General features: G+C 55.8%; 17 protein-coding genes. 13 read left to right on the top strand and 4 right to left on the bottom strand.

Annotated elements, in window-relative coordinates; genetic code table 11:
* Window positions 1-50: 50 nt before the first annotated feature.
* The 5 genes from BS640_RS10880 (at window position 51) to BS640_RS10860 (ending at window position 6,655) form a co-directional block, all read left to right on the top strand.
* Window positions 51-1,511 carry an AMP nucleosidase gene (locus BS640_RS10880; protein ID WP_017490840.1) on the top strand — a complete coding sequence of 487 codons (1,461 nt, stop codon included), beginning with the start codon at window positions 51-53 and terminating at the stop codon, window positions 1,509-1,511.
* 261 nt (window positions 1,512-1,772) lie between these two features.
* Window positions 1,773-2,669 (top strand): ABC transporter substrate-binding protein, encoded by an 897-nt coding sequence (locus tag BS640_RS10875; protein ID WP_084912556.1) that lies wholly within the window; start codon window positions 1,773-1,775, stop codon window positions 2,667-2,669.
* Window positions 2,669-3,595 carry an amino acid ABC transporter permease gene (locus tag BS640_RS10870; protein ID WP_017490842.1) on the top strand — a complete coding sequence of 309 codons (927 nt, stop codon included), beginning with the start codon at window positions 2,669-2,671 and terminating at the stop codon, window positions 3,593-3,595. The genes BS640_RS10875 and BS640_RS10870 overlap by 1 nt, the downstream gene beginning before the upstream one ends.
* Window positions 3,588-4,349, top strand: coding sequence for an amino acid ABC transporter ATP-binding protein (locus BS640_RS10865; protein ID WP_084912555.1), 762 nt, complete (start codon window positions 3,588-3,590; stop codon window positions 4,347-4,349). The genes BS640_RS10870 and BS640_RS10865 overlap by 8 nt, the downstream gene beginning before the upstream one ends.
* Window positions 4,350-4,357: 8 nt before the next feature.
* Window positions 4,358-6,655 carry a molybdopterin-dependent oxidoreductase gene (locus BS640_RS10860; RefSeq protein ID WP_084912554.1) on the top strand — a complete coding sequence of 766 codons (2,298 nt, stop codon included), beginning with the start codon at window positions 4,358-4,360 and terminating at the stop codon, window positions 6,653-6,655.
* On the opposite strand, the gene BS640_RS10855 is transcribed toward BS640_RS10860, so the two are convergent.
* The 3 genes from BS640_RS10855 to BS640_RS10845 are packed head-to-tail and all read right to left on the bottom strand — an operon-like array spanning window position 6,652 to window position 9,705.
* Complete coding sequence (locus tag BS640_RS10855) at window positions 6,652-7,989, bottom strand: MmgE/PrpD family protein (RefSeq protein ID WP_084912553.1); 1,338 nt, start codon at window positions 7,987-7,989, stop codon at window positions 6,652-6,654. The two genes, BS640_RS10860 and BS640_RS10855, sit on opposite strands and share 4 nt — an antisense overlap.
* Window positions 7,986-9,137: an amidohydrolase gene (locus BS640_RS10850; protein ID WP_084912552.1), complete on the bottom strand. Its 1,152-nt coding sequence runs from the start codon at window positions 9,135-9,137 to the stop codon at window positions 7,986-7,988. Before BS640_RS10850 ends, BS640_RS10855 begins: the two co-directional genes overlap by 4 nt.
* A gap of 37 nt (window positions 9,138-9,174) precedes the next feature.
* Window positions 9,175-9,705, bottom strand: coding sequence for a GNAT family N-acetyltransferase (locus tag BS640_RS10845; RefSeq protein WP_017492708.1), 531 nt, complete (start codon window positions 9,703-9,705; stop codon window positions 9,175-9,177).
* Window positions 9,706-9,927: 222 nt separating this feature from the next.
* On the opposite strand from BS640_RS10845, the gene BS640_RS10840 reads away from it, so the two are divergent.
* From BS640_RS10840 to msrA, 6 genes are all read left to right on the top strand, one after another.
* Window positions 9,928-11,001: an iron-containing alcohol dehydrogenase family protein gene (locus BS640_RS10840; RefSeq protein WP_017492707.1), complete on the top strand. Its 1,074-nt coding sequence runs from the start codon at window positions 9,928-9,930 to the stop codon at window positions 10,999-11,001.
* 122 nt (window positions 11,002-11,123) lie between these two features.
* The gene (locus BS640_RS10835) at window positions 11,124-12,428 is read left to right on the top strand and encodes an LLM class flavin-dependent oxidoreductase (protein WP_026110647.1); all 1,305 of its coding nucleotides are present in this window, start codon (window positions 11,124-11,126) and stop codon (window positions 12,426-12,428) included.
* A gap of 171 nt (window positions 12,429-12,599) precedes the next feature.
* Complete coding sequence (gene pptA / locus BS640_RS10830; RefSeq protein ID WP_017492705.1) at window positions 12,600-12,833, top strand: tautomerase PptA; 234 nt, start codon at window positions 12,600-12,602, stop codon at window positions 12,831-12,833.
* Between the two features lie 191 nt (window positions 12,834-13,024).
* Window positions 13,025-14,290 (top strand): chloride channel protein, encoded by a 1,266-nt coding sequence (locus BS640_RS10825; protein WP_017492704.1) that lies wholly within the window; start codon window positions 13,025-13,027, stop codon window positions 14,288-14,290.
* Window positions 14,291-14,311: 21 nt separating this feature from the next.
* A complete protein-coding gene (locus BS640_RS10820) occupies window positions 14,312-14,899 on the top strand; it encodes a flavin reductase family protein (protein WP_017492703.1) in 588 nt (195 codons plus the stop codon).
* A gap of 149 nt (window positions 14,900-15,048) precedes the next feature.
* A complete protein-coding gene (gene msrA, locus BS640_RS10815; protein WP_017492702.1) occupies window positions 15,049-15,780 on the top strand; it encodes a peptide-methionine (S)-S-oxide reductase MsrA in 732 nt (243 codons plus the stop codon).
* Window positions 15,781-15,828: 48 nt separating this feature from the next.
* Here the strand turns inward: msrA and BS640_RS10810 are convergent, their stop codons facing one another.
* Window positions 15,829-17,445: an inorganic phosphate transporter gene (locus BS640_RS10810; protein ID WP_017492701.1), complete on the bottom strand. Its 1,617-nt coding sequence runs from the start codon at window positions 17,443-17,445 to the stop codon at window positions 15,829-15,831.
* A 292-nt stretch (window positions 17,446-17,737) separates the two neighbouring features.
* Here BS640_RS10810 and BS640_RS10805 point away from each other — a divergent pair, with 292 nt between their 5' ends.
* The gene (locus BS640_RS10805; RefSeq protein ID WP_084912551.1) at window positions 17,738-18,916 is read left to right on the top strand and encodes a sugar efflux transporter; all 1,179 of its coding nucleotides are present in this window, start codon (window positions 17,738-17,740) and stop codon (window positions 18,914-18,916) included.
* Between the two features lie 107 nt (window positions 18,917-19,023).
* Window positions 19,024-20,265: an ATP-grasp domain-containing protein gene (locus tag BS640_RS10800; RefSeq protein WP_084912550.1), complete on the top strand. Its 1,242-nt coding sequence runs from the start codon at window positions 19,024-19,026 to the stop codon at window positions 20,263-20,265.
* Window positions 20,266-20,298: the final 33 nt, after the last annotated feature.

Below are 20,298 nucleotides of genomic sequence, written 5' to 3'. Positions count from 1 at the left end.
AATATATGATGTTAAATGAGAAAAAATGGCAATCGCGCTCAGGAGTTATTATGGATAATCAACCCTCTACAATTTATCTCAACGCCTCGGAGGCTATCGCTCGCCTTGAGTCGCTGTTTGAGGCCTCCCTGTCGGCGCTGCGCGCCGCCATCAGCCAATATATCGATAACGGGACTTTGCCAGACGCGGCGGCTCGCGCAAACGGACTCTTTGCCTACCCGCAGATCGAGGTCAGCTGGGACGGCAGTTCACAAACTCAGTTCCGCACGCGCGCCTACGGACGTTTCGCGCATCCGGGCCGTTACGTGACCACCATTGCCCGCCCCGAGCTGTTTAGGGGGTATTTGCTCAGCCAGCTTTCGATTCTCGAAAAAGACTACGGCGCATCCTTTATTGTCAGTGCGTCAGAGCAGGAGATGCCTTACCCGTTCGTGATTGACGGTTCTGACCTGGTGCTGGACCGCTCGATGACGGCCGGTCTGGCGCTGAATTTCCCGACCACCGATCTGGCTAAAATTGGTGACGACATCACCGACGGTGTCCCGAGCGGAACCGACAGCTTCCCACTCTCACACTTTGATGCGCTCCGCACCGACTTCTCGCTGGCGCGCCTGAAACACTACACGGGCACGCCGCCCGAGCATTTCCAGCCTTACGTGTTGTTCACTAACTACACTCGCTATGTGGACGAGTTCGTCAGCTGGTCATGCGAGCAGATTCTGGACCCAACCTCGCCTTACAAAGCGCTGTCCTGTGCCGGAGGCAACTACATCACCGAGGAAGACAGCGATCCGTCGCGCACCGCCTCCGATTTGGCGTGGAAGAAACACCAGATGCCGGCCTATCACCTGATTGCTGAAAACGGGCAGGGGATCACGCTGGTGAACATCGGAGTGGGTCCATCCAACGCTAAAACCATCTGTGACCATCTTGCGGTACTGCGCCCACACGCCTGGTTGATGATTGGCCACTGTGGCGGACTGCGTGAAAGCCAGAGCATTGGCGACTACGTGCTTGCCCATGCTTATCTGCGCGACGACCACGTGCTCGATGCGGTGTTGCCACCGGATATCCCGATCCCAAGCATTGCCGAGGTGCAGCGCGCGCTGTATGACGCCACCAAGCTGGTCAGCAACATGCCGGGTGAAGAGGTCAAACAGCGCTTGCGTACCGGCACCGTCGTCACCACCGATGACCGCAACTGGGAGCTGCGTTTCTCGGCGTCGGCGCGTCGTTTTAGCCTAAGTCGTGCGGTGGCCGTGGATATGGAGAGCGCCACCATTGCCGCCCAGGGTTATCGCTTCCGCGTTCCTTACGGCACGCTGTTGTGCGTTTCTGATAAACCGCTGCACGGCGAGATTAAGCTGCCGGGGCAGGCGAACCACTTCTATGAGGGAGCTATCTCCGAACACCTGCAAATCGGGATTCGAGCGATAGACCTGCTGCGCGCCGAAGGGGACAAACTGCATTCCCGTAAACTGCGCACCTTCGACGAGCCGCCGTTCCGCTAACCCAGCGCAGCGGACGCTTAGAATAAAAAGTTTGAGTCTACAAGAATGTTGACTCTACGACGGGCGGCGGAGAAAGGATCTCTGCCGCCTGATACCGTCGTAAGTCATTCCCTGACCTCATTTCCCTTTCTCAAAAATCGCATTTCTTTAGCACAAAATTGGATTTACTTATCTAATTTAAGCAGTTGTAAGGCTTAGGCCGACCCCTGAAAATAAATAATATTGATCTATTTTAATTTTCACCGGGAAAAAGGTTTAAAAATGAAGTTATTAAAAAAATTGCTGCTTCCTCTCGTGATTGCGGCAAGCACGCAGAGCGTTTGGGCTGCCGATCAGAACGTGCCTTTCTCTAGTTCTCTCCACGTTTCCGCCGATAGCGCCTTAAAAAGTAAGCTGCCTGAAGACATTCTTAAGCGCGGCTACATCGTTGCAGGCACTAACCCCAATACTCCGCCAACCACCTTTTATATGGCCGACAATAAAACGCTGGCTGGCCGCGAGATTGACGTGATGAGTGCAATCGCCGAAAGGCTCGGCGTGGCGGTGCAGTGGCGCGATACCGGCGGTTTCGACAATATTATTCCCGGCCTGAAGTCCGGCCGTTACGACGTTGCGCTGTCCAACATCAACGCTACCAAGGCACGTCTGAGTCAGGTTGATTTCATCGGCTATTTCGATGCATCGCGTCTCGGCATTATCTCGCGTAAAGACGAAAACATTGCCCCGTTTACTTCACTGCAGGACGTCTGCGGCAAGCAGGTCGGTGCCGGTGCAGGGACCACACAGCTGCTGCGCCTGCAGGAGGCTACCCAGAAATGTGTCGCCGACGGCAAACCTGGCATCACGATTGCGACCTTCCCGGATCGTCCGGCGGGCGTGCAAGCGGTGGTCAGCGGTCGTGTGGCGATGTTCTTTGGTCCTTACGAAGGCTTGACGTATCAGGTCAGCAAGGTCCCGGTGCTCACCATGAGCGGACAGATTACGGTTAACGACGCTCCGGTTTCTATTGCATTTCCTAAAGGTTCTCCGCTGGAAGACGCCGTGCAGGCCGCGTTGAACTCACTTATCAAGGACGGTAGCTACCAGAAGATCCTCGATAAGTGGAACATCGGCTACGGCGCGATGAAAGAAGCAAAACGCAACGAAGAGATTTTTTAATGCAAAAGGCAACGCCAGAATCGCAGGACGAGCTGCGTATTATCGGTAAAAAATACTATGGGCGCTGGATCAGCGCCTTCATCGTATTGCTCATTTTACTGGCAGTAGCAAACTCGGTCATCAATAACCCGCGCTTTGAATGGAAGGTTATTGCTGAAAATCTGACCGAAGCGTCAATTCTTCAGGGCGTGTTGATGACGCTTCAGCTCACGGTAATTTCCGTGGTGCTTGGCTTCGCGGGGGGCACGGTGCTGGCGCTGATGCGTCTGTCGTCGAACCCGGTGCTTTCCGCGGTGAGCTGGGGTTACACCTGGTTCTTTCGCGGTGTACCGATGCTGGTGCAGCTGTTCCTGTGGTACAACGTTGCCGCGCTTTATCCAAAAATTACGCTGTCTCTGCCTTTCGTCGGTGAGCTGTGGAGCGCTAACGCCAACTCGCTGATCAGTCCTTTCAGTGCGGCGGTGATAGCGCTGGTGATGCATCAGTCTGCCTATGCGGCCGAAATTGTGCGTGCCGGTATTCAGAGCGTCAGTCAAGGGCAGCTTGAGGCCGCGAGAGCATTGGGCTACCGTCCGGCGCAGATTTTCCGTCACACCGTGTTGCCGCAGGCGATGCGCGCTATTCTGCCTCCGGCGGGTAATGAAGTGATCGGTCAGCTTAAAACCACCGCAGTGGTCTCGGTGATTGCCCTCCAGGACGTGCTGTACTCCGCGCAGATTATTTATCAACGAACCTATGAAGTGATTCCGCTCCTGCTGGTGGCCACTATCTGGTATCTGGCGATGACCTCCGTGCTGTCGGTCGGCCAATTTTACGTTGAGCGCTATTTCGGCCGCGGTACCGTGCGCAAAGAAAAACGTGCCTGGATTAAACGCAAGACGCCTGCTCTGGCGGTGAACAAAGAGAGGGTTGGCAACAATGGCTGAGGCTATCGAACTCCGCAATATTACCAAGCGCTTTGGCGGCAACACCATTTTGCACGGTATCAATCTCGACATCGCCGCCGGTTCGGTGACGGTGATTTTAGGCCCGTCTGGATCGGGGAAATCCACGCTGTTGCGCTGCATCAACCACCTTGAGAAACTTGACGGTGGCACGATTCGCGTCGGTGAACAGCTGGTGGGGTATCACCAGAAAGGCAGTGCGCTGTACGAGTTGAACAGCAAACAGGCCGCGGCGCAGCGCGCCGAGATTGGCATGGTATTCCAGCAGTTTAATCTGTTCCCTCACCGCACCGTGCTGCAAAATATCATTGATGCGCCGATGCGAGTTAAAAAGCAGAGCCGTCAGCAGGCGGTGCTCAAGGCACGTTCACTGTTGCAGCAGGTCGGGCTGGCATCGCGTGAAGACGCGTGGCCCTCCGAGCTTTCAGGGGGGCAGCAGCAGCGGGTAGCGATTGCTCGTGCGCTGGCGATGGACCCCGGCGTGATGCTGTTTGACGAACCGACCTCGGCGCTCGACCCTGAGCTGGTCGGCGAAGTGTTGCTGGTTATCAAAAAGCTGGCACATTCGGGCATTACCATGGTCATCGTCACCCATGAGGTCGGCTTTGCCCGTGAGGTTGCGGATAATATCGTCTTTATGGAAGAGGGAAAAATCGTCGCCGCGGGGCCGACGCAGGCCGTGCTCGATGACAGGGAAAATATCCGCGTGCGTAATTTCTTATCGACGGTGCTCTAGAGGGCCGAATGACCGCAAAATCCACGACTCACAGCTCCCATTGGGGAGCTTTTACCGCCGTCGTTCAAGACGATAAACTGGTGATCACGCCGTTCGCAGGCGATCCCGACCCCAGCCCAATCCTGAAAAACTTTGAAAATGCGCTGAACCATAAAGTGCGCATCGCCACGCCGATGGTGCGCCGTGGCTGGCTGGAAAATGGCCCAGGTCCCGACGAGCGCCGGGGTTCCGATGAATATATTGCTATCAGTTGGGAGGAGGCCTACGCGCTGGCTGCCGGTGAGCTTTCTCGCGTCGCACGCGCCCACGGTCCCGCCGCCGTATTTGGTGGCTCTTACGGCTGGTCTAGCGCAGGGCGCTTCCACCACGCCCAGAGTCAGGTGCACCGCTTTCTCAATACCACCCTCGGTGGCTACGTTCGCTCGGTCAACAGCTACAGTTCGGGCGCGGCGTCGGTGATTTTGCCGCACATCGTCGGTGACATGAATGAAATTGCTCGTCGCGGCGTAAGCTGGGAAGAAATCTCAGAACACACCGAGCTGCTGCTGTCATTTGGCGGTCTGGCGCTGAAAAATTCGCAGGTCGCCAGCGGCGGACTGAGTGAACACACCGAGCGCGGCTTTATTCACAAGGCGGCGCAGCGCGGCACAAAATTTATCTCTGTCAGCCCACTACAGAGTGATATGCCGGACGAAGCAGACGCCGAATGGCTGCCGATTCGACCCGGTACCGACGCGGCGCTGATCCTCGGCCTGTTGTCTGTATTAAAAGCCAACGCTTTGACCGATGAAGATTTTCTGGCGCGTTACTGCGTCGGCTGGGACAAGCTGGTTGCCTACCTTCAGGGGAAAGAAGACGGCCTGGTGCGCGACGCGTCGTGGGCCGCCGAGATTTGCGGCATCGATGCCGAGCGTATTGAAAAATTGGCCGTCGAGCTGGCAGGCAAGAGGGTGATGGTCTCCGTGGCGCACGCGCTGCAACGCGCCGAGCACGGCGAGCAACCGGTGTGGCTGGGGCTGGTGCTGTCTGCCGCTCTCGGCCAGCCGGGGCTGCCGGGCGGCGGTTATGGCTATGCGCTCGGCGCGCTGGGCCATTACGGTAAGCACCACAATCGGGTTTCTTTCCCGGCGCTGCCGCAGGGGAAAAACGGCGTGAAGGACTTTATCCCGGTGGCACGCATCGCTGACATGCTGCTTAATCCGGGGCAGGAATTTCGCTATAACGGCCAGACGCTGCGTTATCCCGAGATAAAACTGGCCTGGTGGGCGGGGGGCAATCCCTTCCATCACCATCAGAGTCTGGCTCGTCTACGGCAGGCGTTTAATCAGCTGGATACGCTGATAGTCCACGAGATTGCCTGGACCGCCACCGCGCGCCATGCCGATATCGTGCTGCCAGCCACCATGACGCTCGAACGTGAAGACGTAGGCGGTGCACCGACGGACCGCCATCTCATCGCCATGCAGCCGGTTGCCAGGCCTTTCGGCGAGGCGAAAGATGACTATTCTATTTTTGCCGAGCTGGCAAAGCGATTAGGGCGCGAAGAGGCGTTTACCGAGGGGCGCACCGCGCGTCAGTGGCTGGAGCATTTGTATCAGCAGATGCAGGAAAAGTGCGAGCAGCAGCACATCAGCGTACCGGACTTCTCCACCTTCTGGGAAATCGGCCAGATCCCGTTACCGCAGTTGAAAGACGGGGGACGGCTGTTGCGTAACCTGCGCCTCGACCCTGACAAACATCCGCTGCCGACGCCGAGCGGCAAGATAGAGATATTTTCCCAGACCATTGCTGATTTTAACGACGCCGACTGCCCGGGACATCCGGTATGGCTCGAGCCGACGCAAAAACCGGACGACGAGCATCCTCTTTTCCTGATTGCTAATCAGCCTGCCACTAAGCTGCACAGCCAGCTCGATTATGGTCATCACAGCGTGAGCCTGAAGCGCGACGGGCGTGAGGTGTGCCTGATGCACCCACAGGATGCGCGCGTCAGGGGGATTCAAGTCGGCGATACAGTGGCTATAAGCAACGTGCGCGGTACGGCGCTCGCCAGCGTGGACATCAGCGAGGGAATCAGACCGGGCGTGGTGCAGCTGCCTACCGGCGCATGGTATGACCCGGTGGATCCGCAGGCCGCTCGCCCAACGTGTCGTCATGGTAATCCGAACGTGTTGACGCTGGACGTCGGCACCTCGTCGTTGGCGCAGGGATGCTGTGGGCAGATAACTACGGTAAACGTGGCGCGTTATCAAGGGACGGCTCCTGCCGTGAAGGCCTTTGAGCCGCCGGTAATACTGACTCGTTAAGACGTTTTAGAGGCAAAGAGAGTCAGCCGTTTTGCCAACACGGGCAGGGCGGCTGGCGTTGCCAGCTGGCACAGACTTTCAATCTCATCCCACTCTTTTGGCGTCGCTGAAGACAGACAGCTTTGCAGCTTGAATCGCCCGTTGACCCCCTGAGCCACACTTTGCTGACGCGTCACGCGGCAGGTGCGTTTCTCGCCGTTTTTTAGTGACAATGTCACTTCGTGAAAGCGTTGGGTAGGATCGATTTCGTCCGGTGGTGCCGAAACGTCGGGGCAACGCTGCACTTTAGCCGCCAACGCCGCTATCTCGTCGTCGACAGGGCCTTCGCCGAAATCCGCCAGACTCAGGCGATTGTGTAATAGCGTCGCCGCAATCACATATTCCAGACTGAAACGGGCCTCAATACCGCTGTGCGGTACGCGAACCGAGGCCGCAATATCACCACCGGGCGGGAAGGCCACTTCAATACGCACAATGTTGGCGATGAGCGTATCCAGCGGTCGGCCTTCTTGCAGCCATTCGGCCCGCAGCGTAAAGGCCGCATCGGCAGCGCTGTGGGTGCCCGCACAGGTCGGATAAGGCTTGAACTCCAGTCCCGGCGAGACGATGCGCCAGGGAGCCCCCCAGCCCGCCACTAATTTCTCCGGGCTTTCCTGACCGCCGCCGCCGCTGGTGAGGAAGGCATCGAGCACCTTGTCGGCCTGTCCCTGTAGACCGGCGAATGCCAGACGGGTGGCGATAACCGCCGATTCGGCAGCGAAACCCGCGTGCAGAGGCTTGACCGCCGAGCCAAACTGCGCGCGCAGCCCGCTGGCCCGAGTGGTGGCGATGCCAAGAATATTGGCCGTTTGCGCAACGTTGGCATTGAGCAGCCTTGCGCTCGCTGCCGCTGCGGCAAGGGTGCCGAGGGTGGCGGTGCTGTGGTGTCCGCCCTTGTAGTGCTGAGGACCCGCCGCCAGCCCCAGTCGACCGGCAACCTCGACGCCAATCACGTAGGCGTCGAGAAAAGCGTCACCGCTGATGTCGGGCTTTTCAGGCATTAGCGCAAACAGCGCAGGCAGGATAACCGTCGTCGGATGACCGCGAAAATCAGGGTGAAAATCGTCGAAGTCGAGCGCGTGCCCGGCGTAGCCGAGCAGCAATGCGCGTGTCTGGGCGTCTTGGCTGCGATAGACGGCCCGCAGCTGAGTTAAGGGCGTATCCGCAATATCGCCTTGAACAATCGGCAGTGCGACAGAAACGAAGTCAAGCAAACCGCCGCGGGCCTGCTCACGCGCCTGCGGTGAGGGCGCTGAACTCACGATGAGCTCGGCGAGACGCTGCGTGAGGCTCATTGCAGTTTTTCCAGCGCGCTCACCGCCAGACGGTGTAGGTAGTCTGCGGTCGGGAACAGCGCTTTATCGTCCACGCGGAAGGCAGGATGATGCAGGGCGTAAGGGCCACCGGAGCCTACCATAACGAACGCGCCGGGGATCTGCTGTTGATAGAATGCAAAGTCTTCACCGATAGGACTCGCCTCGACCACGCGGGCCTCGAATCCGGCGGCTGGCGCTTGTTCAAGGGCGAAATCGACCCATTCTGCGTCATTGACCACCGAAGGCGGACCCGCCAGCCAATTGAGGGTGATTTTCGCATCGAAGGCGTCGCCGATGCCCTTTAGCAGCTGGCGCAGACGGCGCTCAATCAGTTCGCGAGTCTGCTGATTAAAGGTGCGCACGGTGCCTTCGAGAAACGCACTGTCAGGGATAACGTTCCAGGTCGAGCCGCTGTGTACCTGCGTTATCGACACGACGGCGTTGTGGTCGGACGGCACATTGCGGCTCAGCAGAGTCTGTACCGCGCCAATGACCTGTCCCAGAATAATAATCGGATCCTTGCCATCGTGCGGGCGCGCGGCGTGACTGCCGGTTCCGGCAATGGATATATCAAAGCGGTCAACGCCTGCGGTTAAGGCACCGGCTTTGCTGCCGAGCACGCCAACCGGTAACGTGGGGTCGTTATGGATGCCGAAAATAACCGCCGCGTCATTGAGTGCACCGGTAGCCAGCAGCGCAGGTGCCCCTTCAAAGACTTCTTCGGCCGCCTGGAACAGCACGCGCACGCGTCCCGGCAGTTGATGCTCGATTTTTTTCAGCAAAATGGCCGCGCCCAGCGCCGCCGAGGCGTGAAAATCGTGTCCGCACGCGTGCATAACGCCTGGGTTTTGCGACACGTAATCGACGCCCGACTGTTCATCTATCGGCAGCGCGTCAATGTCTGAGCGCAGTACGACCAGATGCGGAGAGTGAGGGTCACCCAGTTCGGCCACCAGCCCGGTGGCCAGCGGCAGGTCGAGAATGCGAATCTGCTGTTCGTTCAGCGCTGCCTTGATGCGTGCGGTAGTTTCGAACTCCTGATTCGAGAGCTCGGGAAAACGATGCAGTTCAAGACGGAATGCCTGAATAAACTGTGCAATATCCTGATGTTCAGGAAGAATTTTCATAATAGGTTTCCTGGGTTCATGACAATATCGAGACGAATTAGCGCGTATTTTGGCGAGAGAGCCATTTTTCATGCGCGACGGGATCGAGGACTTTCTTCATAAAGAGGGTGATATGGCCCTTGCCCAAATCCTTTTCGTGCATCGGCTCGAAGCCGCGCTTTTGATACATCTCTTTTAACCATGGATGGCGGGTGGCGGTGCCGAGTGAGACAGCGGGGGCTTTAAGCTGCTTGATGAGAATTTCCTGCTCGACCCAGTCCTGGATTTTCTTGCCCCAGCCGTGGCCGCTGTAATCAGGATGTACGCCAAACCAGCCGATGTGTGGCAGGTTGAACGGACCGGGAAGCGGGCTCCACGGATAGCGCAGAGTGACGGAAGAGACCATTTTGCCGTCTACCAGCAGCGCGTACACGTCGTGCTCGGTCAGGTGGCGCGTCACGCGGGCCAAGTCTGCGGTTGCAGCATCAAACTGAATGCCTAATTCACGAATGGGCGCATAGGCGGCGAGCATCAGTTCGAGGTAAGCGTGATTATCTTCTGGAGTGAGTTGCCTGAACACTTGATTCATCGATTTTCTCGTCTTTTCCCGGTGTAAAAAATAATATTATTATCGATTGTTGTTTCATTATCTTTTCTTTATCTGCTTATTCATAGCAAGCTTTGATATTTGTTTATCTGAAAAACGCATAAACAATTGCGAATTATGGAAAAGCGATATAGCAGTAAGTTATTGCTTATTTCCGAATTTCTCGTAGCATTTCCCTAATTAAATCGAACAGGTTAACTCGACGTGCTTGCTATTAAATCCCCACAAACCTATTACCATAAATCGGGTATTCGATCTCAGGTTGGCGAATATATTGCGCCGCTGTCCAGGCACATTGCGATTATTACCAGCCCTCAGGCCTGGAAAGCCGTTAACCCCGAGCTGGAGGCCAGTCTTAAAGCGCACAGTGTCAATTACAGCGTCTCTTTTCTAGCCGGTGAATGCACCGAACAGGCGATTGATGAGCACGGCGCTAGGGTTAAAGAGCAGGGCGCCTCGTTGGTATTAGGCATTGGCGGCGGACGCGTTCTGGATACCGCCAAGGGCGTGGGCAATCTACTTGAAGGCGTGGCGATGGTGACCTTTCCAACCGTGGCGGCCACCTGCGCCGCCTGGTCACCGATTACCATTATCTATAACGCGGCGGGTGGCCACGAGCGCAGCCAGCCGCTGACCAAGATGCCGGTACTGGTGCTGGTCGACAGTGAGGTTATTGCCCGCAGCGACGTGCGCTTTCTCAAGGCTGGCATCGTCGATGCCCTGGCTAAATGGTACGAATTCCGGCCTTATCAGCAAAAGAACCGCGACAGTCTGGCGTTAAATCTCAAGGTGCAGGCCGCACGTTTTGCCGTCGATACGTTCATCGAGTTTGGTCAGCAGGCGGTGGAAGATAACCAGCTGGAGAGGGTTACCCCAGCGCTGGTCAAAGTGATCGACGCCAATATCGCCGTGGCCGGTATGGCCAACAGCATGCGCGACGACTTTCCGGCTCCCGGCGTGGCGCACGCGCTGCACAACCGCATGACGCATCAACCTGAGCTGCACGACTGGCTGCACGGCGAAAAGGTCGGCTACGGACTGCTGCTGCAATCGATTCTTGAGAACGACGGCGGCGAACCCGATGCGGGCCTGTTTGCGTTGTTAAAGCAGTTCGACGCACCGCTACAGCTGCCGCTGCTGACCGGCGATCGCAGTGAAACCCTGCAAAAGATGGCGCAGGAGGTGAAGTTCTCGGCGCAAAATGCGGCGCGACTGCCGTTTACGCTCTCTGCCGCGACCATTTTGCAGGCGCTACAGGCCACGGAAAACGCTTTCTAAATTAAACACCACGGCGATGAGGTCAAAAGGCTGTCTCATCGCTCCTGCCTTCTATCTATAGCGCTATAGCGACAATTTGAATCGCTACGTTTTACAAATTTTGAATTATATTAAGGAACACCATGACCCGACCCTCAAATTCTCCACGTCAAATGCGCCTCGGCCTGTTTGTACAACCTCTCGGCCATCACGTCAGCGGCTGGCGTCTTACCCAGCGTCTGGGGTCTCCGACCGACATCGACTGGCTTATCAGCATCGCCAAAAAGGCCGAAGAAGGCACCTTTGATATGTTTTTCGTCGGCGATGCGCTGGCGACCAACGTGCACCGTTTGCCGTCCACCATGGCACGCCTTGAGCCGCTGACGCTGTTGTCTGCCGTTGCGGTCAACACCCGCCACATTGGCCTGGCTGCCACCGCATCGACGACTTTCAGCGACCCGTTCACCCTGGCGCGCAGCTTCTCTTCGCTAGACCACATCAGCCGTGGTCGTGCCGCATGGAACGTCGTGACCTCTTATTCCAACGACGTGGCGCGCAACTTCAGCAAAGAAGATATGCCGGGTCACGCCGACCGTTACGCCAAGGCCACCGAGTTCCTGCAGGTCACCAACAAGCTTTGGGAAGGCTGGCAGGAAGGCGCAGTGATTGCCAATAAAGACAGCGGGCAATACTTCGTTGATGACAAAATTAACGCTATCGATCACCGCGGTGAGCACTATCAGGTGCAAGGTCCGCTGAACATCACGCGTTCGCCGCAGGGCAAACCGGTTATCATCGAAGCCGGTTCCTCAGCCGATGGCCAAAAGCTGGCAGCGCAGACCGCCGAGGTGGTGTTTACCGCTTCTGCCAGTCTGGAAGAGGGACAGGCGTTCTACCGCTCGCAGAAACAGCAGGTAATCGAAGCGGGTCGCCACCCTGACCACCTGCTTATCCTGCCGGGCGTGATGCCGATTATTGGACGCACGCTTGAAGAAGCCAAAGAGACCTGGCGTCAGCTGAATCTGCTGGTGGATATCGACAACGGCATCAAGCAGCTTTCTGCCCGCTTCGGTCTTGACATGACCCAATATCCGCTCGACGGCCCCGTGCCGGAAATTCCAGCGGTTGAAGGTAACCAGAGCCGTGTGAAGCTGCTGACCGATTTAGCCGAGCGTGAGAATCTGACTCTGCGTGAGCTGGCCGCCATTGCCGCCGGTTCTCGTGGACATCGCGTTATCGTAGGGACGGCGCAAGATATAGCCGACGACCTTCAGCTGTGGGTTGAGCAAGAGGGCGCGGACGGTTTCAACATTATGCCCGCTATCATCCCCGAACAGCTCGACCTGTTCGTTGAACTGGTCATTCCCGAATTGAGAAAACGGGGTCTGTTCCGCGAAAGCTATCAATTCTCCACGCTGCGGGAAAATCTCGGCCTGCCGGTCGTCTAAGTCTCTGTTACAAGCCGCTTTCAGAAAGCGGCTTGTAAAAGTAGGGCCAAATAACCATCAGTTAAGTCAGTGACATCATTTGTCGGCACACAGTGCTTACTTTTTTATGGGCTATCGCTGTAGGATGCTAGAGCATCTAATCTGGATGGCCCTTTTTTAGCGGAGAACCCTATGCCACACATTGATTTGAAATTCATTACGCGCAACCTGACCGAAGCTCAGCAACACGCGATCTCCGATGATCTCACTGACGTGCTGAAAAAGCATTTCGGCAGCACCGATGAAGCGGTTTCCATTCGCCTGAATGAGATCCCAAAAGACGACTGGAAGAGCGAAGTTTACGAGCCAATCATCAAAGCCCATCTGGATGAGCTGGTGAAAAAACCTGGCTACACCATGGACTAAGTCCTCGCCTTACCGACGGCCGCCGCCGTATTGATTGACGGCGGTGGCCGTTAATCCTGATTCGTTAATGAAATGTTTAATTTAGCGCCGTTGCCCCTCTTCCCATTGATTCTCCATTAAAACTTAAACTTTATAATTTCCTTAATTTAAAATCGTTGTCCATAAGGGCATAAAAATACAGGGAATGCAGGATGAGTGAACAGCACGTCGAGCCGCGCAGCGGAACATTGAGCCTGATTATTGCGACGCTTTTGACCGGTATCGCGGCGGGCATCGGGGGAATGCTGCTGGCTCTGCTGCTGCACGCTATTCAGCACCTTGCCTTCGGATACAGTCCTGATGCGATTATCAGCCAGGAAAGCTTTCTGGAAGGCGTCAGTGCTGCCAACGCCTCTCGCCGTTTTTATGTGCTGGTGAGCTGCGGGTTGATAGCGGGTATCGGTTGGTATCTGCTCTATCGTTTCGGCAAACCGCTGGTCAGCATCGCCAATGCGGTGAAAAATCCGCAAAAACCGATGCCCTTTTTTTCTACGCTGGTGCATGCGTTGCTGCAAATCATCACCGTAGCGCTAGGCTCACCGCTCGGCCGTGAAGTTGCGCCGCGTGAGGTGGGGGCTATCGGTGCCGGTTGGCTGTCGCAGCGTTTTCGCCTCACGCCTGCCGAAACGCGGGTGATGGTGGCCTGCGGTGCGGGCGCGGGATTGGCGGCGGTGTATAACGTGCCGCTTGGTGGCGCGGTGTTTACCCTCGAAGTTCTTCTGGGTGCGTTTAGCTGGGAGCTGCTTATCCCGGCAGTTTGCACTTCCTCGATTGCCGCGCTAGTGGCGTGGGCCGGTCTCGGCAACGAATCTCAGTACCATCTTCCTGAACTCAACATTACCTCTGGACTGGTTATCTGGTCGGTGATTTGCGGGCCGCTGTTTGGCATCGCCGCAAACGCCTTCACCCGCGTGATGACGCAGGCGCGCAAACAGGCAAAACGCAACTGGCAGATGCCGGTGTTCTGCCTGCTCAACTTCGCCATTCTGGGCCTGCTATCCGCCTGGTTCCCCCAGCTTCTGGGCAACGGCAAAGGGCCCGCGCAGATAACCTTCGATAATCAAACTACGCTCTATCTTGCCGCCGCCTTGCTGGTGCTCAAGCTGTTGGTTATCTGGGGTAGCCTGCGTTCGGGTGCCGAGGGCGGCCTGTTGACGCCGGGACTGTCCAACGGCGCACTGCTGGCCTGCATTTTGGGGGGAGTCTGGGATAGTTTCTGGCCCGGCACCTCGATTGGCGCGTTTGCCATTGTCGGCGCGGCCGCGTTTTTGGCCTCTTCGATGAAGATGCCGATAACTGCCGTGGTGCTTATCCTCGAATTCACGCGGGTGAATCACGATTTCCTGATCCCCATCCTTTTTGCCGTGACCGGGTCGATTGCCACCAGTGCTTTAATCAATAAAAAATGGGCTGTTTAACCGTTTATTTAAAGGTAAATCATGAACAAATACATCACCGGGGTTCCGTTAGAGAAATCTTATCGTTTAATCAATCACGGCCCGACCATTCTGGTTTCGGCGCGTCATGAGGGGGTGGAAAACGTAATGGCTGCTGCCTGGGCCTGCGGGCTGGATTTCTCGCCACCTAAACTGACGGTGGTTATTGATAAAAAGGCAAAAACCCGTGAGCTGATGGAGAAGAGCGGCCTGTTTGTGATTCAGGTTCCTACGGTGGTACAGGCACCGATGACCCTCCAGTTGGGTACCGAAACGTTGGCCCAGCAGCCGGATAAACTGGCCCGCGCGGGCGTTAAGCTGTTCGAATTCGAAGGTTTCGACCTGCCGTTTGTCGAGGGATGTTCGGCGTGGCTGGCGTGCCGGCTTATCCCTGAGCCACACAATCAACAGACCTATGACCTCTACATTGGTGAGATTATCGGTGCCTGGGCCGATTCCCGGGTATTTAAAGACGGCCACTGGCTGTTTGAGACCGCCGCGCCTGAGCTGCGCAGCCTGCACTATGTCGCCGGTGGGCATTTCTACGCCATTGGTGAAGAGATTATCGTGGGAGAAAGTCAGAAGTCGTAATTTCACCGCCCGGTTTATGACATTTTTGTCATCGGGCGGTCATCCCGCCAACCCGATTGTGCTGTCATCTTGGACTCATCAACGCGATACTCATTATTAACGCCGCATCTAATGGCGTTAGTTTCGGTAACTCACCCGTGAGGTACATGATGAAAATAGCTCATAAAGGTTTCCTGTCCCTGCGCCGCTCTGGCCCTTGGGGCGTATTAATTGCGGTCACCGCCATGCTGTGGTGCAGCATTGCCTGGTCGTTCGGGGGGGCTGAGCCTGCGGTGGCAATCCCGGCACCGTTAAAAGATGAGGCGGTAAGCACGTCACATTCAGAAACCGCACTGTTTGCCGGTGGATGTTTCTGGGGCGTGGCGGGCGTATTCCAGCACGTAAAAGGCGTGACCAAGGTGGTGGCGGGGTATACCGGTGGGTCAGCTGATACGGCTAATTATGAAACCGTCAGCGGCGGAGAGTCCGGTCATGCGGAGTCGGTGCAGGTGACCTTTGACCCAACGCAGGTGACCTACGGGGATTTGCTGCAGGTGTTTTTCTCTGTGGCACATAATCCGACAGAGCTGGACCGGCAGGGGCCAGACACCGGCACTCAGTACCGTTCAGCGCTGTTCCCGCTTTCGGATTCACAGAAAAGCGTGGCGCAGGCGTATATTGCACAGCTCGATGCCAGTAAGGTGTTTGGCAAGCCGCTGGTGACGACCGTCGAAACGCACAATCATTTCTATCCGGCGGAGGGCTACCATCAGAACTACATGGCCGAGAACCCTGATGCACCTTACATTGCCATCAATGATATGCCGAAGCTGACCCAGCTGAAACAGCTGTTTGCTTCGCGCTATCGTCCAGACCCTGTACTGACACCGGTTTCTGGCTAATTGGCCTGTTTGCCTTCCTCCTGAGGTACAGAGGAAGGCAAACCTGCTTTAGAAGTGAGTGAAAATCCAGTACAGCGTGGCAGAAAGCAGCACTGAAACCGGTAATGTCAGCACCCAAGCCATCACCAGATTGCGCAGAGTGCTCATTTGCAGCCCGGAACGGTTCGCCGCCATCGTCCCCGCAATGCCTGACGCCAGTACGTGAGTGGTGGAAACCGGCAGCCCAAACGCATCGGCTGCGCCAATGGTGGCCATTGCCACCACTTCAGCACTGGCCCCTTGCGCATAGTTGAGGTGCGATTTGCCAATCTTCTCGCCGACGGTCACAACGATACGTCGCCAGCCAACCATCGTGCCCAGTCCCAGAGCAATCGCGACCACCACTTTTACCCAGAACGGGATGAAGCGTGTGGCGTTATCCAGCTCGCTTTTCAATGCGCCCAAATCACGCTGACTGTCGGCCGACAGCACCAACTGTTTATCTGCCTTGATGCGTTTGATGGCCTCCGAGGTGAGGTACATGTCGTTACGGGTGTTGGAGACCGCCGTGGCCGGGATTTTGCTCACCGAATCGTACTGACGAATTTCATCACCGATGGTTCCGGTCAAGGCTGCCAATGCCGGCATGACTTCTGGCGTCAGCTCGGAGGTACGCACGTAGGTGCTTAATACGTCACGCGCGGGCGCGGTCAGAGTGGCCGGAAACTGCCGTTGCAAATCCTGTTGGGTCACGTTTGCCAATGCAGCGACGCGTGGGATCTGCTCTGGCGGCATTGATCGGTTCAGCGCATAGGCTATCGGCATTGTGCCCACCAGAATCAGCATAATCAGGCCCATGCCTTTCTGCCCATCGTTTGAGCCATGGGCGAAAGAAACACCGGTGCAGGTGAGGATCAGCAGGCCACGGATCCACGGCGGCGGTGGGGTATCCCCCTTAGGTGCAGAATACAGTTTGGGTTGTTTGACCACGGCTTTTAGCACCCACAGCATCAGCGCTGAAAACACGAAGCCGATAATCGGCGACAGCAATAACGCATAGCCGACGTTCAGGGCTTGATCCCAGTTCACGCCGCTGGTGCCGGTGCGTCCGTGAATCAGGGCGTTTGCCACGCCCACGCCAATGACCGACCCGATGAGCGTGTGTGAGGAGGAGGCGGGCAGGCCCAGCCACCAGGTGCCGAGGTTCCAGATAATCGCCGAAAACAGCAGCGCGTACACCATGGCAAAGCCGCCACCGGTCCCGGCTTGCAGGATCAACTCGATGGGCAACAGCGAAATAATCCCGAAGGCGACGACGCCGCTGGAGAGTAAAACGCCGAGGAAGTTGAAAAAGCCTGACCAGACGACCGCGGCCATAGGCGGAAGAGAATGGGTATAGATGACGGTTGCCACGGCATTGGCGGTGTCATGAAAACCGTTAACGAATTCGAACCCGAGGGCGATGAGCAGCGCCAGTCCAAGCAGTAAGAAGGGGATGTAGCTGGTATAGACGGCACCGGTATCGCTAACATCGTTGAACAGATTAACCCCGGCAAAAGCAATGCCGAGTACCAGAAGCAGTAAAAAGAAGATAACGGTGAATCGGTTGTTCTTCTTGTATATTTTTGGATTGCTCTCGGACGTGAGGGGAAGTGCACCCCGTCGAATGGCGTTATTGTCACTCATATTTAACCCCTGAATAGGAAAATGGGAAAGCAAACGCTTAATAAGAACTGAACCCATTATTTTTGTAATGCGTGACACATTTATGTCAGGGGAGTGAATTCTAGGCACCTGATGCTGTCATGCTGTCAATTTTCGTGACGCCGTCACTTTATACGCGCATCAGGCATTATCATATTTGATTAATTAGCGAGCACATGAATAAGATTCACTAATGTTTTATTGCTGCTCAAATGTTATCTATGCTATCAATGTTTAATCAGTTTGATTAAATATTGTCTTTCAGGGAGTTAGCATGGAGTTGCAAGAGCGGGCCGTCGGCAACAGTCAAATTGTCAATGTTGCTTTCATGGCGGTTGCGCTGATATTAGGCGTTGCGGGGGCGCTGCAGATGCCCGTTGTCAGCCTTTTCCTCACCCGTGGTACCGGTGCCAGCCCAATGATGGTCGGTATTTTCTATACCGTTAACGCCATTGCAGGCGTCGGCGTTAGCCAAGTTTTGGCGCGACGCTCTGACGCAGGCGGTAACCGTCGCCTGCTGATCCTAGGCTGCTGCACCATTGCCGTCCTCAACGCCCTGCTGTTTGCTTTTAATCGACACTACATGACGCTGCTAACGCTTGGCGTGGTGATGACTTCACTCGCCACGACCGCCATGCCGCAGCTGTTTGCGTTGGCGCGCCAGTACGCCGATGAAGCAGGCTGTGAGGTGGTGAAGTTCAGCACGCGTATGCGGGTACAGATCTCGCTTTCGTGGATTATTGCTCCGCCGGTGGCGTTTTTTACTCTCGCACATTTTGGTTTCACCGCTCTGTATCTCACCGTGGCTCTCCTGTTTGCCCTCAGTATCGTTCTGGTACTGACGCTGTTGCCTGCGCTTCATGCTGCTCCTGTGCAGGCCGCCAAAGGCGCAGGAATGCACAGGGCAACCAAGAATCGGGGTGTCGGCTGTCTATTTGCCGCTCTGGCCCTGCTGTGGGGCAGCGATACGATGTATCTCATCGATATGCCTGTCTATGTCAGCGGAATGCATGGCGTTGCCGAGGGGTTTGCAGGCTGGTTGCTGGGCGGTGCCGCAGGTTTTGAAATCCTCATTATGCTGTTCTGTACGCCGCTTGTGACGCGTTTTGGCAAAAGGCCAATGATGCTGGTGGCTGCGCTTTGCGCCGCGCTGTTTTATACCGGCATGGCGACGGTGAATTCGCCGCTGGCGCTGGTGGCGATACAGCTGCTTAATGCGGCTTTTATTGGCATTGTTGGTGGAATTGGCATGCTTTATCTGCAGGAGCTGTTGCCTGGCTCCCCCGGAACCGCCAGCACGCTTTACACCAACAGCATTGCCACCGGTGCCATCTTTGCAGGATTGATGCAGGGGGCAGCAAGCGAGCAGTTTGGGCATCAGGCCGTTTACTGGCTGGCAATGGCCGTTTCGCTGCTGGCGCTTTTCCTGTTATTGCGCGTTAAAGACGCCTAATGCTAACAATTTGCTATCAATATTAATTAATTTTTCTTAAGTATTTTACCTATTTGGTTTTAATTGGCATGTCTTAAAACGGGGTGTCCATCCAGGAGGAGGATCGAGTGTTAAACACAGTCGCGATTGTTGATGCATTGTCGACCGGCAACGAGCTGGCGAAGAAGTTTATGGAGAGCGGATACCGCGTTGTTCATGTCTGGAATGATTTCACACGTCAAACCAGAGTCAGCGGGTTCGTGGAAACGATAAAGTATGAGGGCTCGTGCGAGCAGATAGTTTCAAGGCTCAGAAAGTACGATATTCGCTACGTTATTGCTGGCTCTGACAGTGGGATTGAGTTGGCCGACATGTTGGCCTCGATGATGGGTATTGTTGAGGGAAACAGTCCTGAGACCACGGCCTGGCGAAGAAACAAGTACCACTCGCATCAGGTATTAGCGGAAAACGGGCTTCGTTCAATCAAACAGTTTAAATCTTCGTCGGCAGAGGCGTTGGTTAACTGGGCAAATGAATGCTGTGGTTATCCGGTTATCGTCAAACCGCTAAACAGTGGGGCGAGTGACGGGGTTACGCTGTGTGAAAACGCGAAAGAGGTGGCGCAGGCGGCCGCAAAACAGCTGGGTCAAAAGAATCTTCTTGGCTATGTGAATGAAGAGCTGCTGATTCAGGAACTGGTTGATGGCGTGCAGTACTTCGTTAATACCCTGAGCTGGAACGGTAAACATCACGTGACCGATATCTGGGAACAGATCCGCAGTCGGGTTAACGGCGGTGCCTATAATTTTGAGGGTATGCATCTTATCCCCGGCGATGAGCCAACGGCGCATCTGCTGTCATCCTATGCCTGCGACGTACTGTCTGCACTCGGCGTAAACTATGGCGCGGCGCATAACGAGATTATCCTGACCTCAGAAGGGCCGGTATTAATTGAGGCTAACGCTCGGCTGATGGGCGCTTCTATCAATGAAGAGTCTTTCACACGCTGTTTAGGCTATACGCAGGTAAGCCGCTGCGTGGAGATGTATCTTGAACCGGGCCGTTTCCTGAATGAATTAGTGGGTAAAGACTACAGGCTGTTGTCTGGCGTTTCCGAGGTGTCGTTCCTGTTTACCGGTGATGGCCTGTTGGCGGGAATGCCGGCACGTGAAGCCATCGAAAATCTGCCTTCATTCTCTAACTTCTTCGGATTACCGACGCTGGGGCAGCAGGTGAAGAAAACGACGGATACCAAAGGCCTGCCGGGATTTGTCTATTTGGTTAATGACAATAAAACGCAACTGGAGCAGGATTTCCAGCAAATATTAACCTGGCAGAGCGAAGGAAAAATATTCGATATTATTAGTTAATCACCCCATTGATGTAACATTTTAAAATAAATA

Origin of the sequence: Rouxiella badensis (genome assembly GCF_002093665.1) — a bacterium.
Classification (GTDB): domain Bacteria; phylum Pseudomonadota; class Gammaproteobacteria; order Enterobacterales; family Enterobacteriaceae; genus Rouxiella; species Rouxiella badensis.
Note: the sequence above shows the minus strand (reverse complement) of the source record. Positions and strands in the feature narration are given on the sequence as shown.

What these genes read in the sequence shown, in the direction of transcription:
- BS640_RS10880 (WP_017490840.1), top strand. Translation starts at nt 51, where the DNA reads ATGGATAATCAACCCTCTACAATTTATCTCAACGCCTCGGAGGCTATC.
- BS640_RS10875 (WP_084912556.1), top strand. Translation starts at nt 1,773, where the DNA reads ATGAAGTTATTAAAAAAATTGCTGCTTCCTCTCGTGATTGCGGCAAGC.
- BS640_RS10870 (WP_017490842.1), top strand. Translation starts at nt 2,669, where the DNA reads ATGCAAAAGGCAACGCCAGAATCGCAGGACGAGCTGCGTATTATCGGT.
- BS640_RS10865 (WP_084912555.1), top strand. Translation starts at nt 3,588, where the DNA reads ATGGCTGAGGCTATCGAACTCCGCAATATTACCAAGCGCTTTGGCGGC.
- BS640_RS10860 (WP_084912554.1), top strand. Translation starts at nt 4,358, where the DNA reads ATGACCGCAAAATCCACGACTCACAGCTCCCATTGGGGAGCTTTTACC.
- BS640_RS10855 (WP_084912553.1), bottom strand. Translation starts at nt 7,989, where the DNA reads ATGAGCCTCACGCAGCGTCTCGCCGAGCTCATCGTGAGTTCAGCGCCC.
- BS640_RS10850 (WP_084912552.1), bottom strand. Translation starts at nt 9,137, where the DNA reads ATGAAAATTCTTCCTGAACATCAGGATATTGCACAGTTTATTCAGGCA.
- BS640_RS10845 (WP_017492708.1), bottom strand. Translation starts at nt 9,705, where the DNA reads ATGAATCAAGTGTTCAGGCAACTCACTCCAGAAGATAATCACGCTTAC.
- BS640_RS10835 (WP_026110647.1), top strand. Translation starts at nt 11,124, where the DNA reads ATGACCCGACCCTCAAATTCTCCACGTCAAATGCGCCTCGGCCTGTTT.
- pptA (WP_017492705.1), top strand. Translation starts at nt 12,600, where the DNA reads ATGCCACACATTGATTTGAAATTCATTACGCGCAACCTGACCGAAGCT.
- BS640_RS10825 (WP_017492704.1), top strand. Translation starts at nt 13,025, where the DNA reads ATGAGTGAACAGCACGTCGAGCCGCGCAGCGGAACATTGAGCCTGATT.
- BS640_RS10820 (WP_017492703.1), top strand. Translation starts at nt 14,312, where the DNA reads ATGAACAAATACATCACCGGGGTTCCGTTAGAGAAATCTTATCGTTTA.
- msrA (WP_017492702.1), top strand. Translation starts at nt 15,049, where the DNA reads ATGAAAATAGCTCATAAAGGTTTCCTGTCCCTGCGCCGCTCTGGCCCT.
- BS640_RS10810 (WP_017492701.1), bottom strand. Translation starts at nt 17,445, where the DNA reads ATGAGTGACAATAACGCCATTCGACGGGGTGCACTTCCCCTCACGTCC.
- BS640_RS10805 (WP_084912551.1), top strand. Translation starts at nt 17,738, where the DNA reads ATGGAGTTGCAAGAGCGGGCCGTCGGCAACAGTCAAATTGTCAATGTT.